The sequence below is a fragment of the Candidatus Villigracilis affinis genome (genome assembly GCF_016705895.1).
GTDB lineage: Bacteria > Chloroflexota > Anaerolineae > Anaerolineales > Villigracilaceae > Villigracilis > Villigracilis affinis.
Map to the genome: position 1 here is coordinate 1 of NZ_JADJKT010000023.1, position 14225 is coordinate 14225.

22 protein-coding genes are annotated in these 14225 nt (G+C 51.2%); 5 read left to right on the forward strand and 17 right to left on the reverse strand.

The genetic code is table 11. The annotated features are described in order from the left end of the window. Positions 1-188: 188 nt before the first annotated feature. The 17 genes from IPI86_RS09070 to IPI86_RS09150 all read right to left on the reverse strand — a co-directional run bounded on the left by IPI86_RS09070 (position 189) and on the right by IPI86_RS09150 (position 8898). Positions 189-668: a hypothetical protein gene (locus tag IPI86_RS09070; RefSeq protein WP_345297683.1), complete on the reverse strand. Its 480-nt coding sequence runs from the start codon at positions 666-668 to the stop codon at positions 189-191. Between the two features lie 39 nt (positions 669-707). Continuing rightward, complete coding sequence (locus tag IPI86_RS09075; protein WP_345297684.1) at positions 708-896, reverse strand: hypothetical protein; 189 nt, start codon at positions 894-896, stop codon at positions 708-710. A 971-nt stretch (positions 897-1867) separates the two neighbouring features. Further along, on the reverse strand, positions 1868-2050 hold the full coding sequence (locus tag IPI86_RS09080; RefSeq protein WP_345297685.1) for a hypothetical protein: 183 nt from the start codon (positions 2048-2050) through the stop codon (positions 1868-1870). A gap of 43 nt (positions 2051-2093) precedes the next feature. Further along, on the reverse strand, positions 2094-2264 hold the full coding sequence (locus tag IPI86_RS09085; RefSeq protein WP_345297686.1) for a hypothetical protein: 171 nt from the start codon (positions 2262-2264) through the stop codon (positions 2094-2096). Positions 2265-2402: 138 nt separating this feature from the next. Then, a complete protein-coding gene (locus tag IPI86_RS09090; RefSeq protein ID WP_345297687.1) occupies positions 2403-2813 on the reverse strand; it encodes an MFS transporter in 411 nt (136 codons plus the stop codon). Next, entirely contained in the window at positions 2770-3006 is a 237-nt protein-coding gene (locus IPI86_RS09095; protein ID WP_345297688.1) for a hypothetical protein, read from the reverse strand. The genes IPI86_RS09090 and IPI86_RS09095 overlap by 44 nt, the downstream gene beginning before the upstream one ends. Positions 3007-3046: 40 nt before the next feature. Then, positions 3047-3178: a hypothetical protein gene (locus IPI86_RS09100; RefSeq protein ID WP_345297689.1), complete on the reverse strand. Its 132-nt coding sequence runs from the start codon at positions 3176-3178 to the stop codon at positions 3047-3049. A 403-nt stretch (positions 3179-3581) separates the two neighbouring features. Continuing rightward, positions 3582-3944 carry an FAD-dependent oxidoreductase gene (locus tag IPI86_RS09105; protein WP_345297690.1) on the reverse strand — a complete coding sequence of 121 codons (363 nt, stop codon included), beginning with the start codon at positions 3942-3944 and terminating at the stop codon, positions 3582-3584. Then, positions 3941-4186 carry an FAD-dependent oxidoreductase gene (locus tag IPI86_RS09110; RefSeq protein ID WP_345297691.1) on the reverse strand — a complete coding sequence of 82 codons (246 nt, stop codon included), beginning with the start codon at positions 4184-4186 and terminating at the stop codon, positions 3941-3943. The genes IPI86_RS09105 and IPI86_RS09110 overlap by 4 nt, the downstream gene beginning before the upstream one ends. 2 nt (positions 4187-4188) lie before the next feature. Further along, positions 4189-4455, reverse strand: a complete 267-nt coding sequence (locus tag IPI86_RS09115) for an FAD-dependent oxidoreductase (RefSeq protein WP_345297692.1) — start codon at positions 4453-4455, stop codon at positions 4189-4191. Beyond that, entirely contained in the window at positions 4442-4858 is a 417-nt protein-coding gene (locus tag IPI86_RS09120; RefSeq protein ID WP_345297693.1) for an FAD-dependent oxidoreductase, read from the reverse strand. Before IPI86_RS09120 ends, IPI86_RS09115 begins: the two co-directional genes overlap by 14 nt. A 62-nt stretch (positions 4859-4920) precedes the next feature. Beyond that, positions 4921-5202 carry a hypothetical protein gene (locus tag IPI86_RS09125; RefSeq protein ID WP_345297694.1) on the reverse strand — a complete coding sequence of 94 codons (282 nt, stop codon included), beginning with the start codon at positions 5200-5202 and terminating at the stop codon, positions 4921-4923. Positions 5203-5393: 191 nt separating this feature from the next. Further along, entirely contained in the window at positions 5394-5981 is a 588-nt protein-coding gene (locus IPI86_RS09130) for a hypothetical protein (protein ID WP_345297695.1), read from the reverse strand. Further along, the gene (locus tag IPI86_RS09135; RefSeq protein WP_345297696.1) at positions 5978-6388 is read right to left on the reverse strand and encodes a DNA alkylation repair protein; all 411 of its coding nucleotides are present in this window, start codon (positions 6386-6388) and stop codon (positions 5978-5980) included. Before IPI86_RS09135 ends, IPI86_RS09130 begins: the two co-directional genes overlap by 4 nt. 86 nt (positions 6389-6474) lie before the next feature. After that, positions 6475-7914, reverse strand: coding sequence for a proline--tRNA ligase (gene proS, locus IPI86_RS09140; RefSeq protein WP_345297697.1), 1440 nt, complete (start codon positions 7912-7914; stop codon positions 6475-6477). Positions 7915-7978: 64 nt separating this feature from the next. Next, positions 7979-8518 carry an LOG family protein gene (locus IPI86_RS09145; RefSeq protein ID WP_345297698.1) on the reverse strand — a complete coding sequence of 180 codons (540 nt, stop codon included), beginning with the start codon at positions 8516-8518 and terminating at the stop codon, positions 7979-7981. A gap of 59 nt (positions 8519-8577) precedes the next feature. Continuing rightward, complete coding sequence (locus IPI86_RS09150) at positions 8578-8898, reverse strand: nucleotide pyrophosphohydrolase (protein ID WP_345297699.1); 321 nt, start codon at positions 8896-8898, stop codon at positions 8578-8580. Positions 8899-9121: 223 nt separating this feature from the next. On the opposite strand from IPI86_RS09150, the gene IPI86_RS09155 reads away from it, so the two are divergent. From IPI86_RS09155 to IPI86_RS09175, 5 genes are read left to right on the forward strand one after another with little or no spacing between them, the layout of a single operon-like run. Then, positions 9122-10186, forward strand: coding sequence for an ABC transporter permease (locus tag IPI86_RS09155; RefSeq protein WP_345297700.1), 1065 nt, complete (start codon positions 9122-9124; stop codon positions 10184-10186). After that, positions 10183-11553 carry an ABC transporter permease subunit gene (locus tag IPI86_RS09160; protein WP_345297701.1) on the forward strand — a complete coding sequence of 457 codons (1371 nt, stop codon included), beginning with the start codon at positions 10183-10185 and terminating at the stop codon, positions 11551-11553. Before IPI86_RS09155 ends, IPI86_RS09160 begins: the two co-directional genes overlap by 4 nt. 34 nt (positions 11554-11587) lie before the next feature. Continuing rightward, entirely contained in the window at positions 11588-12820 is a 1233-nt protein-coding gene (locus IPI86_RS09165) for a CCA tRNA nucleotidyltransferase (RefSeq protein ID WP_345297702.1), read from the forward strand. Continuing rightward, positions 12817-13587: an inositol monophosphatase family protein gene (locus IPI86_RS09170; protein ID WP_345297703.1), complete on the forward strand. Its 771-nt coding sequence runs from the start codon at positions 12817-12819 to the stop codon at positions 13585-13587. Before IPI86_RS09165 ends, IPI86_RS09170 begins: the two co-directional genes overlap by 4 nt. A 49-nt stretch (positions 13588-13636) precedes the next feature. Further along, complete coding sequence (locus IPI86_RS09175; RefSeq protein ID WP_345297704.1) at positions 13637-14218, forward strand: DUF2726 domain-containing protein; 582 nt, start codon at positions 13637-13639, stop codon at positions 14216-14218. Positions 14219-14225 lie beyond the last annotated feature (7 nt).

A 14225-nucleotide genomic window follows, 5' to 3' on the forward strand; every position in this document is an offset into this window, starting at 1 on the left:
CATACCGATGCCATATGGATTTCCAAACACGGGTCCGCCTGTCTCGGTCTGCACATATGGTCAATGACGAGGATCCTGTTCTTCAATATCTTGTTGCTGCGGCCAGTCGAGGCGGGTGCATTTCAAAACCTCGCCCGCACAAAGATACGCTCCGGCCTATCATGATTGACCTTACTCAACGGTTCGTGTCATAGCGCATGAGCAGGCGTACTGCTGTCGGCGATGTGAACGCACCACTGACAGGGAAGGCCTCGATGGCCACCTTCAATTCGATTCGGAACTTGGGTGGTCAAGTGCGCCAACAAACCACCAATGGTAGTGCACCCGATGACGAGCGGTGCATACACGATATAACGCTGGCGGCCTACGATCCAGCCAATATCGGGAAGGTGGCCCGCCAGACATCCTCGGGCTTCAAAACCGAATACCCAGCGCGCCATGCTCGCAATATGCATGATAACCGCCATGTGTGTGGATTGCTGGCTTCGGTTTTGGCGGTCGTGCCTGTGAGGTGGCAGAATGAACGCAGGATTAATTCGCCTCCATTGGAACACACTCACCAGATTGATGACCCTGCATCTTTGCATAGATTCGTCGGGTGATATCCGCGGGTCGTTTCGTCGGGACATCTTCTCCGCCACGCTTTCGAAAACGATGACATGCTCCACGCTGTTCTCAACTGGTCCGGCGCGCCATCGACAATGCTTTCAGGGTCGTGTACCATCCTTCCGCTTACGGAAGGTGATGTCGGCAACGAAAACGAGGCGCGATCCACTGGCTTGAATGCGGTCGCCGAACGCACTTTCGCCGAACCCTGCAAACACCCACGGAATGGATCGCCCCAATGCGGACAACTGCCAGCATGACCATGATCGCTTCACCGGGCGGGTGGGCATAGATTCGTCACGCGGTCACCCTTGGAAATTCCCGATTTACGCAATGCCGCGGCGATCTTTTCCACATCGTGTAATAGTTTTACGTCCGTGAATAAACGCCTCGCCGTTGACCACTTATAAATAAGAGCTGTATGTACCATACTAACTTGACAATGTGCATCGAGTTACGTTGTATGAAAGGTTGGTCTGCCCCTGAAAACCAGCGAAAGTTCGGATAATTTCACTCGAACACTTTGTGCCAGTTTCGGAACCAGTGCAACTCCTTTTTGCTGTTTGTTCCCAAAATGCTTCAGGATCATCCGTCCATCTTAAATCCAGCGGTTGACGATTGGGCTGATGAGGGGTTCATGCACGATCTCCTTATAAATATGGCGAAATGATCGAGTGGAAACAAGACATCCATAAGACAGGCTATCACACCCGTCTTATGGATGCAGAGTTACCTACGTCTATTCTATCCATCCTGAGGGCGAATGACCAGCACCCAAGCACGGGTGAATGTTTGACCATCACTCTGTGATACTACCCATGAGAAGCTTCTGCAGCCAGAACGTCCATGCGTGGACATGGCGATCATATCCACATTCATTTCTTTGGCCACTGCGAGGATCGTTTTCCGCCACAGGCCCTTCGCGAACTTCCACAGATGCAAGGGCCTTCGCTCTTCATCTTGCCGGCGAGGTTTCCATTTAGGATTTATCTGCCGGCGACCGCATTGAGATCATCAATTTGCCAATGGGAGGGTCATTGAAGATCTCGCCAGCCAGGTTGGCCACCTGCAATAGAGGTAAGTTCTGCCATATCCGCCTTTGCCGGTTTGCGTGCATGGTCAAGGATGGTTTCAGAGATTCAGGGAGCCATCCAACAGGACGAGGAAATGCAGCGGCTAAGCGACAACACCCTTTACACGGATTGACGCGATCGAGTGATCCGATGCGACCATATCCCCACTCCGTTTGTTTCGGGAAGTTTCAAATATCCCACCACAGCACAAATGCCCGCAATGGCCATGGGATACCAAGCCCAAGCAAAATTATTGCCCGTCTCGCACGGATCGAGGAAAGGCCGATGATCGGCACAAGTCCGCCAAACACACCGTTGCGATATGATGCAGCAGAGACATGGACGCAGCAGTTTTGGTCGAAACAACTCAACCAAAAATCTGCGCGATCGGGCCATAGGCTGGTGTCACATAGATCACACGGATAAAGACAAAAGGACACCAAGCATGAACGGGCTATAAGCGGGGTTGACGACCTTATCAGCGGGGTTACCGATGAATGGGGCAAATCTTTCCATGGTCTGGTAGATCGGAAAGCCCGTGAAAAGCTCAACACCATGCCCCCAACATGAACGGTTTGCGGCCATACCGCTCGAGAGATGACCAGCAAAACGAAAGGTGACCCGCCAAAAGCGCCGCGCCGACCATCATATTCAGATCGACTAGGCCCACGCAAGATCTTTGCAGGAGTAAAAACAATGCGTAGAGGTGACCTGTATGCCAAACTACGCCTTGCCCCATCTGGCGCCGGACAAAGCCAACAAACACTTAGCTAGACCAACGGATTGCCAAAAGCTTTCCCCGAAAGTTTGTGGAAACCTGCTTCTTTCCTTGAGCTTGATGTACAAAGGCGACTCGCGCAAAGAATAGCGGATGTACAGTGACAAACCCACGAGAAAGATGGAGATCAAAAATGGAATGCGCCAGCCCGTAGCCGCGAATGCCTCCTCCCCCATGATGGAACGGGTGGTCAGGATCACACCGAGTGAAACAAACAAACCAAGGGTCGCCGTGATCTGAATCCAACTGGTGAAATAGCCACGACGGTTTTGAGGCGCGTGCTCTGCAACATAGGTCGCCGCGCCGCCATATTCACCGCCAAGCGCCAACCCCTGTAAAATGCGCAGGAGGATCAAGATATACCGCCGCAGGGCCGATCACTTCTGCAGTGGGCAGTAAACCGACCGCGAATGTGCACAAGCCCATCAAGGTCATAGTGACCAGGAATGTGTATTTGCGACCGATCAAGTCGCCTACGCGGCCAAAAACGATCGCGCCGAACGGACGTACGATAAAACCAACTGCAAATGCCGCAAGCCAGGCGATCAAATCGCCCAGAGGCGTGCCCGTTTGTAAAACTTACTGGAAATCACCGTTGCAAACTGCCAAAAATATAGAAATCGTACCATTCGATCATCGTCAGCGGCGGACGCGAAAATGATACGAGGAGTCCCTGTTGCTCCGAATGCGCCGAACCTGCCATAACTGCCTGTGCTGCCATAGATCGCTCCTTATAGATTCAAAATATGGTATGTATCAATTGCAAGCTGTTTTTTAGGGAGGGGAACATTAGAAGGATATGGGCATGGCACATCCTTTTCTACATTGCTGACCAATGCGCCGACATCGGAGGCTCGTAGTTTCTATTATGAATGGAGGTGGAGCGGCGGGCACAAGGGCGTTTTGAGCAAAGGGCGTAAATTCATACGCCATTCAACGCCGTGTCATCACCGGACAGTTCGCGGTCGGTTGAGAATTCTTTGCACATAAATTCCACCACCAAATGCAGGATAGAATTGCCCAGCCAAATACCGCTAAAGAGGTAAATTAAAATTAAGAAAAACCCAGGTGTGCGAAAAAAGTTACGCACTCCTCCAAAATTCGTCCACGCGGCTTAAATGGATTTACTCCACCCAATCCAGGTATCTTGTACCACATCCTGCAAACGGCAGGAACCATGGGCTACCCGTGTACAACCCCAGCGGCGCGCCAGGGAAATCGAATTTCGCAAAGGGATGGTCCTTGATATTCCCCTTGATCATTGCCTCAGCCACCGTCTTGCCCAAATAGGTCGCCATCGCCACACCATGCCCTGCATAGCCAAGCGAGTAGTGCAACCCATCCGCCTCACCGACATGTGTCATCTGGTCGAAGGCAAAGTCGAGCGTGCCCCCCCATACATATTCCACTTTTACATCCTTCAACTGCGGATAAATCTTTATCATTTCGCGCAAAATCTCACCGCTTTGCGCGATCGTGTTTTTCATTTCGGGAAGAATGCCGCGCGTCCGCCAAAGATCATACGGTTATCCCACAATCGAAAATAATTTAGAAAGTGCTTGAAATCAAAGATCATACGATTCTTTGGGCTGAGTTCATGCGCCAGTTCATCTGAAAGCCGTTCCGTAGCAATGATGAACGACCCAATCGGGATGATCTTCCTCTGAAGTTTTCTGGTGACATTTCCCGTATAACCAGAGGTCGCCACCAAAACGGACTCTGCTTCCACCCTCACCTCTCCGTTTCGACGACAAACCGATCCTGACTCCGCTCGATCTTGTTCACCCGCGCTCGCGCGCAGAGAATCGCCCCCGCTCTGACAGCCGCATCTGCGAGTCCGACCACATATTGGGCAGGGTTCAACCCCGCGCTGACCTCATCTACCAATGCGCCGTGATACACATCCGTGCCGATCTCAGAGCGCAGGTCCTTCGGCGAAACAAGATTGACTTTATGATTGAATTCCTTCGCCATGAAATCCACTTCATCTTTTAGCACGTCGAAATGTTTTGGGTTTGTTCGCCGCCAGCAAATGACCCGTGCGGGCAAATCCGCAATCAATGTTTTCCTCTTTGACGATCTGCTCAACCAAAGCTACCGAATCGATCGAGGCTTGGAATAAGGTCTTCGCCAAATCATGCCCATATCTCTTGATGGCGGTTTGCATGGCAACTTTGAGTCCGGTCAGAGTCATGCCGCCATTGCGAGAACTCGCGCCCCAACCGATGGTCTCAGCCTCAAGGACAACGGCTTTCACACCTCGCTGCGCAAATGTCCGCGCGGCGCTCAAACCTGTATATCCACCGCCGATGATGGCTACATCCACCTTTTCAGGAATGGGCGTTAAATTTGAGTCATTAGGCATTTTGACGGTGGTATGCCAGTAGATTTGTTGGTTCATTATGCACCTTTATATATAGACGACAGACGGCGGGCTATAGACAGTGCATTGTCCATCGTCTGCTACTCAAGTATTTCTTTCCAGTTTAATTCTTCAAAAGCTTTGTGCAGGCGGTGGCCATCTTCCACGACAACGTATTTCAGATTGGAAAAAGTTTTTTCAGCCAGTTCACGCACAGGCTTAAGCGGTACCACATCATCTTCTGTCCCGTGGATGATGATGGTTGGAACAGAAACAGGTTCGAGGTCCAGATAAGAGGCGAAATGGTCGCGTAGAAGGGCTGGCGCAAGCAGGATCAATTTCCGCACTTGGGTCGGATGATTGCAGGTGAAGACCGTTCCCATTAATCCGCAAAGGATGAGCCGATGATCGTCCAATCAGTTTTATCGGCGAGGATCGGGGTCAATTGTTCCATGCGTTCTTCAAATGAACCAGTGAAGTCGGGAGTGATCATGCCGGGAATAATTGCGCAAACTGGCGGGCTTTGCCACTCTGGCTGGTGCTTTCGAGGCCGTGGAGGTAAATGATCTTTGAGTTATCCATCGGTTGCGCCTTCTTCCTTTTTCTTTCTGCGGGTGACTGTCTTTTTATCGGTAGCAGCGGATTCTGCTTTTGGTTCGCGCGTCGTAAGTTTCCTGCGTGGTTTCTTTACTTCGAGGACAGGTTCAGAAGTTTCCCCAGCGATGAAATCGACCGTCTGTGTATCTTCGACCTCTGCGGGTCTTGACCTTGATAAAGGTTGCGGACGAAGCAGGTCACGCAATGATGTTTGAAGCGGCGGCGGAAATGACGATGAGATACGACGAAGAGTCACCACGGTCATTGGGTTTTCCGTAGTGGTAAGAATATGCTTGAGCATGAAGGTTGTTTCATTGGAGGAGGCGCGATACAGCACGACGATCAATTCGGCAAGATCATTCTGTAAAGTGGACGGAGCTTCTTCGATGATTGGCTCGACGAGGTCAAAGATCGGCGGGAGATTTGCGGTGGTTATATCCGCGATCATTGGGATCAAGGCTTGAATGCCATTCGACCATGTACGCGCGCGCAGGATGAAGATACTCGCGGATAAGATTAAAGAATTGTTCGGGGTTTCGCGCCGCATGCGCGTGAGACTTGTCAAAGCAGCGCCGAACGAACATCGGGATCGCGGATTTGCTGAGTCCACGCGGTGAGGCGGGGAAGCAAACGTTCTTCCTGAGGCGGGATTCTGCCAAGCAGAAAGGCGGCGAGCAAGCGTGTTTCGAGCGCACCTTCATCCCAGAGCGTGTCGGCAAGGTTAAGCGCGTGATCAGGATTGGCAGTCGCAACGGCGCGGAGTTCGTTTTCGATCTGCGTGAGCACAGCGGGCGGCGTGCGATAGGTTTTTAGGTTGGAACCGGGGGCTACGTTTTCTTTTGTCCGCAGGGTGTAGTTGACGTAGAAATCAAGGATCTCACGCAGATGCTTCATGAACTCATCTGGCAGAAAGAAAAAATCTGCCAGACGGTTGGCTTGCTTGCGAAGGCGGGCGAGATCTATGGCGGGCATGGGAAGGAGGTGCCAGGTGCGAAGTGCCAAGTGTCAGGCGATTCGGCTTTTAACCTGACGCCTGACACTTGAACACGTGACACTCACTAATACGCTTTTGCGAAATACACTTTGCGCTTGGAGGGCTTGCCGCAGACGACGCAGGCGCCTTCCTCTTTGGGCTGGTCAAAAGGAATGTTGCGGGTGGTAGCTTTGGTTTCTTCCTTCACCTTGGATTCGCACTCGCGTGATTCGCACCAATAGGAGAATGCCCAACCATCTTTCACAACTTCCTTGAGTTCGTCGTAGGTTGCTACATTGTGAATATTGGAGTCGCGATATTCGGTGGCACGCTTGAGGAGCGAAGCCTGAATTTCGTCCAGCAACCCTTTGACAGTTGAGTCCAGATTCGTTTGTGGAACGAAGGTTTTGCCTTCCTTGCCAGGTCGATCACGGCGGGCGAGGGCAACGGTCCCCTTTTCGACATCCTTGGGGCCGATCTCCACGCGGACGGGAACGCCGCGCATTTCCCAATCGTTGAATTTGAATCCACTGCTAACGTTGTCGCGGTCATCGAATTTGACACGGACACCGGCAGCCTTCAGTTCGGCGAAGATGCGGTCGGCAACTTCCATCACTTTGGCTTTCTCTTCGTCACTCTTGAAGATCGGGACAACGACTGCCTGAATAGGCGCAAGGCGGGGAGGCATGACAAGACCATGATCATCGCCATGCACCATGATCATCGCGCCAATGATGCGGGAAGAGATCGCCCATGAGGTGGTCTGTGCGAAGGTCAACTTGTTGTTCTTGTCGAGGTATTGAATCTCGAAGGCCTTGGCAAAATTATCACCAAAATAATGAGAGGTGCCAGATTGCAATGCGCGCTTATCCCACATCATCGCTTCGATGGAGGTGGTGATCTGAGCACCTGCAAAACGTTCGGTGTCGCTCTTGGTTCCTTTGAATACAGGCACCGCTGCCTCTTCAAGACAGAAACGTTCATAGATATCGAGGATGCGATACATTTCCTCTTTGGCTTCTTCTTCGGAAGAATGAGCCGTGTGGCCTTCATGCCAATAGAATTCAGCTGTGCGCAAAAAGAGTTTGGTGCGCAACTCCCAGCGAAGTACGGAACCCCACTGCACAATAAGAATGGGCAAGTCGCGCCATGACTTGACCCACTTCGAATACATATGACCGATGATGGTCTCAGAGGTGGGGCGCACAGCCAGTTTTTCTTCAAGCTCCTGACCGCCACCGTGGGTGACGACCGCCAATTCGGGAGCGAAACCTTCAACGTGATCCTTTTCTTTTTCAAAGAAAGACATGGGGATCAAGGTCGGGAATGCGGCATTGACATGACCCGTCGCCTTGAATTCCTTATCCAGCCAGGATGTGATGTTTTCCCATAATGCCCAACCGTAGGGTTTCACCACCATACAGCCACGCACAGGGGCATAATCTGCCAGGTCCGCCCTTATGACGAGCTGGTTGTACCATTCTGAAAAATCTTCTGCACGGGTTGTTAATTTTTCTTCAGCCATTTTTTCCTCTTATCAGTTTCAGGTTTCAAGTTGACAGGTTCGCAGGTTGGATAACTTTCAACCTTCAAACCTTCCAACTTTCTAATTTCATTACGGCAGTTTTCACATCTTCTGCAAAGTATAACAACTCGCGCTGATGTCTGGGCATATAACTTTCAAATTCACGGAAGAACTGATCGAACGTGGACTGCCAACCACTCCCGACCAGTATTAGCGGCCTGGGAGGCAGCGATTCCACGATCATCAAATTCCACATCAGGGAGATTTCCGTCAAGGTGCCAGCGCCGCCAGAAAGGGCCATCGCCGCATCGCAGCCTTCAATCAAGCCCATAATTCTGTCCATCAGGGTCTTCTTTCGTCTTTCCTCTTTCACCCATTGATTCGGTTTCGAATTGCGCCATTCTTCGATGTCAATACAGGTCACACCCACCACATGACCGCCTGCTTCATGCGCGCCGCGCGAGACCGCCTCCATTGTACCCATGTAACCGCCGGTCAATATAACGTGTCCGCGCTGGGCAAGGAGTGCGCCAAGTTCACGGGCTTCTTCGTAAGCCTGTGAGCCTTCCTTCGGTTGTGCGCCGCCAAATATTGTTATGTTCATGAATTCGCCTTGTTTAAAGTTGCAGGTTCAAGGTTGTAGGTTGGGGAATCCACTCTCAACTATTCCTCAACATCCCATTCTCGTGTTTTGTTCACTGCTATTTTCTTTAGCACAGCCTCTTCCAAGTCAATGCCTGAAACGGAAGCCAGCTGCAAAAGATAGAGGGTCACATCTGCTAGTTCGCTGCCCAGTTCGTCCCTATCCTTGATCTCTTCACCGAATTGAAAATGCTCCAGAATCTCGGCAGCTTCGATCGAAAGTGATACAGCCAGATTACGCGGTGTCTGCGGACGCTTGCTGCCTTCGTCGTACCAACCTTTTGACCTGACCAATTCGTGCATTTGCCTGGTCAATTCCTTGATTGTGATATCTTTGTTCATCTTCGTTTATCCAAGTTGCAAATAAAAACGGCTCGCCATGTCTGGGAGCCGTTTGGGCGCATCGAACCGAACCTAACCAGACCTGGAGGATTTGTTATATGGCATTCGAGGGGACGGGCTTGGTTTAAACATGCGTCAATTATACACAGTAATCCCAGATTGGGAAGAACTCTGCGCAGCATTGTTTTTGAATAGTTGGAGTAAAATAATCGTAATCATTCTCATGCCTCCATTCCTGCAATTTCTTATCCGACGACTTTTTTCCGCCTTCGTTTCACTGGTCATCATCACCATGGTGCTGTATGCAGGTGTCATGCTGACACCGCCCGAAGCGCGCGCACGCCTATATCTGCCTCCCGGCAAAGGCGGTGATCGTGCATCAGAAGCATTCATCGGCGTACTCATTAGAACCCATCACCTGGATGAGCCCTATCTGGTGCAATATTTTTATTGGGCCAAATCCCTGCTGACGGGCTCATGGGGATACAGCCCGACCTTAAACGCTGACGTACTGCCGTCACTTCTGCACCGAACCCCTGCCACACTTGAACTTGCGCTTTACTCCCTGCTCTTATTAATTCCCCTCGGCCTCGCCAGCGGATTGATCTCCGGCTGGCGGCCCGGCGGCATCTTCGATAATGGCTTTCGCAGCCTTGCCTTTCTCGGAACCTCAATGCCTTCCTTTATTCTCTCGATGATTCTGATCGCGGTCTTCTATATTCAGCTGGACTGGCTTGCCCCGGGCCGCATCGACGTCACCACTGAATTAAAGATGTACCGAACAGGTTTTGTGGAATATACAGGCGCACTGACTCTCGACAGCCTGCTCAACGGCCAGATTGACGTCTTCTTCGCTGCAATACGCCACTTGATAATGCCCGTCTTCACCCTGTCCATCTATCACTGGGCAACGCTGGGACGAATCACCCGTGCCACAATTCTGAACGAGCGAGGCAAGGAATACATCACAGCGGCGCGCGCGCGCGGCGTAAAAGAATCAAGCCTGATATGGAAGCATGCCCTTCGTGCCATTCTTGCCCCTTCTTTGACGGCCATGGTCCTCTCCGCTGCCAGCATTGTGACGGGTCTGTTTGTCATTGAGATCATCTTTGGGCTGACGGGCGTTTCACAAGTTATTGTCATTTCCATGAACAGCTCGCCCGATGCGCCCGCAGCGCTTGGGTTTGCCGTCTACAGCGTTATCATGGTGCTCGGCCTGATGTTTGTCTTGGACGCCATCCAGGCTTTACTTGATCCGCGTGTTCGCGAGGAAGTTCTCAAAACATGAGGGCTGTTCGTTTCTTCTTCTCCCGTTGGCAAAATTGGATCGGTCTGCTGATCGTATTGACCTTTACGGTGGTCGCTATTTCCGCACCGCTGCTATCGCCGCCAGATAAAGACACACAGGGTTCATTCAAAAAAGTCGGCCGCTCTACCGATCGAACGCCGCATCCGCCAGACGAAATTTCCATTCTCGGCACTGTGCCCGGGCAAATCGATGTATATCACACCCTGATCTGGGGCGCACGCGAAGCCCTGCAGTTCGGCTTGCTTGTGGCTATCGGCGCTTTCGTTTTTGGCACATTATTTGGAGCGATCGCCGGTTACTTTGGCGGTTTCATAAACAGTTTGATGATGCGCATTGCGGATGCCTTCCTGACCTTCCCGGTACTGGCTGGCGTGGTCTTTTTACAACAGCTTGTGGCAATAACCATTGAATCCATGGGCGGGATCTACTGGTTCAACTTGTATTATTTTGGTCCCGTGGTGGATTTCCAATTCACGCCGCCGCCATTCGCAGTTTTCCTGATGAAGGTTGACCCCATTCTCATCAGTTTGATCATATTTTCATGGATGCCCATTGCCCGCATTGTCAACACCATGGTCATCACGCTTAAAAACGCAGACTTTATTCAGGCTGCCCGCGCACTTGGCGGCAGCCCTGCGAGGATCATTCTCCGTCATCTGATTCCCAATGCGGTGGGACCAGCCATCGTACTTGCTGCGCGTGATGTAGGCAGCTCTGTAATTATGCAGGCGACCATCACCTTTATCGGGCTGGGCGGCGCTTCGGCTTGGGGCATTCTGCTTTCCATTGGGCGCAATTGGGTCATCGGCCCGGGTGGAGGCTTATTACGTTACTGGTGGGTCTTCCTGCCCGTCACCATCGCCATCATCCTCTTTGGCGTCGGTTGGAACCTGCTGGGCGATGGCTTGTTGGAAGTGCTCGACCCAGCGGCAAATGCCTACGGTGGCAAGTCGCTTTTTAGACAGAAGCAGAAAAAAGGTAAGAACGACGCGCAGCCCGCAAAAATCCCAGATCCAATTCGCCACAGTCCAAATCCTGACCTGGCATTGAAAACTCGAGGCACTCTTTTGACCCCTATGAGCAATTCAGCAGAAAAACACCCTGTCCTGCAGACCGCCCGCGATGCACTTGCAAAAAAAGATTTCGAACATGCCGTGCATGCATATTCGCATTTGATCAAACATCGCAGAAACTTAAATGAGATACGCCAGGATATGATCGATTATGCACGCCAGTTTCCTAACCAGCCCATCATTTGGAATCTACTTGGGGATGTGCTTATACAGGAGGGAAAACATGAATATGCAGAAAAAGCCTACGAACACGCCAGGAGCTTGACCTCGTGATAAACAAAGGGCCATTCACCAAATGAAAATGGGATTGGAAAACGAGCGCATCATCTCCAACCGACAGTTGATTCTGCTTCGTGACATCTCCTCCCTTTCGGCGGAGCTGAACATGCCATGTTATCTCGTCGGTGGTTCCGTGCGCGATATCCTGCTCGAACAACCCATCAACGACCTTGACATTGTCCTCGAAGCAAACGCTATCGAATTTGGCAATGCGCTCGTCAAAAAGATCGGCGGCAGGCTGACCACACACCCAAAATTTCACACCGCGATCTGGCACCTGCCCGAATCTCTTGCGGAACATATTCAACCTTCTTTTCTCGACCTCATCACAGCGCGCTCTGAAACTTATAAAACCCCAGGCGCATTGCCAACTGTAACGCCATCGACCATGGAAGATGACCTGCGCCGCCGCGATTTCACCATCAACGCCATGGCCATCCGCCTCGACGGTGATCACTTCGGCGAACTGCTCGACCCCCTCAACGGACAAAGCGACCTAAAATACGGGCTTATCCGCATTTTACATCCCCGTTCATTCATTGATGACCCCACACGCATCTTTCGCGCTATCCGCTACGAAGGCCGCTATTCGTTCCATCTTGAATCATCCACAAGCGAATCGATCAACTCCACTTCGCTCGATATTTTCAGAATGTTAAGCGGCGAACGGATCCGCCATGAATTGGATTTGATATTTGAAGAAGAGCAAGCCTTGTCAATGATCCAGCGACTACAGGAACTGGATACATTCAAATATATTCACCAAAAATTACCAGACTTCAACCCAGCCTATTCTGATTTCCTTGAAATGGATATGGGATTGGATATCCCCGCCAGCCGGGCCGCCCTTGGGTATATCCTATGGCTGATGGATCTGAACGAGGATGCGATCCTGTCCATTTCAAGGCGGCTGGAGTTCACATCCGAGTTAACACATTCCGTCTGGGCCGCCTCGCAATTAAAAAAAAGCCTGCCATTCCTTACAAACTCAAAGCCAAGCCTGTGGGCACTTGCCCTTGAAAAGCTGCCTTTATTATCGGTCTATGTGGTGTATCTTGATTCCGGTGAAGGCTCATTGTTAAATTACATTTCATTCTGGCGTCATGTCAAACCCCATACCACGGGAAACGACCTGAAAGCGCACGGCCTGCCGCCCGGCCCGCGCTATGGTGAAATCCTCACCCAACTCCGCGCCGCCTGGCTGGATGGGGAAATTACAAACGAAAAAGAAGAAAAGGAGTTGCTGAATACGCTGCTATGAATCTTCAACCGTACCTTGACTTTGCCACATCGCTGGCCTATCGTGCAGGCCGAATCACAATGGGCTATTACAACACTGGCGTTCGCGCAGACATGAAGGAAAATAACGAACCCGTTACCATTGCCGACCATGAAGCCGAAAAATTCATCCGCGCCGAAATCGAAAGGCAATATCCCGGTCACGCCATTATCGGGGAGGAATTCGGCCATACCAATGGAAACGGTGTCCCTTTTCGCTGGACCATTGACCCCATTGATGGAACAAAGTCATTTATCCGCAGTGTGCCTTTATACGGCGTGTTGATCGGTCTGGAGATAGAAGGCAAGATAAGCGTCGGTGCGGCGTATTATCCGCCACTCGATGAAATGCTCTGCGCAGCAGATGGACTCGGCTGCTGGTGGAATAGCCGCCGCGCGCACGTTTCAACCGTGGATGAAATTTCCCAGGCCTGTGTGGTCACCTCCGATTTTCAGCGGCTCGCAGAAAAGGATGCCACACTGACAGAACGTTTCGCAAAGAAAAAAGCCTTGCTACGCACATGGGGTGATGCTTATGGATATATGCTCGTCGCCACCGGCCGGGCTGAAGTATGTGTCGATCCATTTTTAGACATTTGGGATTATGGCCCTTATCCAGTGATCCTGCGTGAAGCGGGTGGATATTTCGGCACCTGGTCCGGGCAGGAAGGTCATACACCCGGAGATGCGCTGGCTTGCAACGCCGCCCTTAAACAGGAAGTTGTCAAATTGATGATGCAAGGTTCTTAAAACGTCGAAATGCTTGCATTCATGCATCATCCTAATATATAATCATCCAATGGCAAACACCGAGAGACTGCCTTACAGGTTACGCGAGCCTTTTCTCGCGACCACAGAACTGGCTCTTTTTCGCGCATTACAACAGATGGTTGGGGCGAGATATTTGATCTGTCCAAAAGTTGCCTTGAATGACATTTTTTACATTGTGCGTCCAAACGAAAACGTGCATTTCTTCAACAAGTTCTTTCGAAAGCACGTTGACTTTTTACTCTGCGATCCACAAACCCTGACCCCCGCATTTGGGATCGAGATTGTACGTCCCATTTCAAAAAACGAAACACGCGAAAGCGATAAGTTCATAGAGGAACTATTCATTGACGCAGGTCTGCCGCTTGTGCATGTTCCCTCCAGCCAGACATATGACCCTTCTGATATTGTTTCACTCTTCCAACTGGCGGTGACGAAGATCGGCGGAACCGTGTCGCTGCGAATTGACAGCACATCCGACTCCGTGCCACTTTGCCCTGTGTGTGGGAAAATGATGGTCCTGCGAATCAATCGCGACGGAGCCCGCTCCGGGAAAAAATATTACGGCTGTATGGACAGTCCACGTTGCGCAGGCCTTGTGCCGATCGACTAAAAAATCT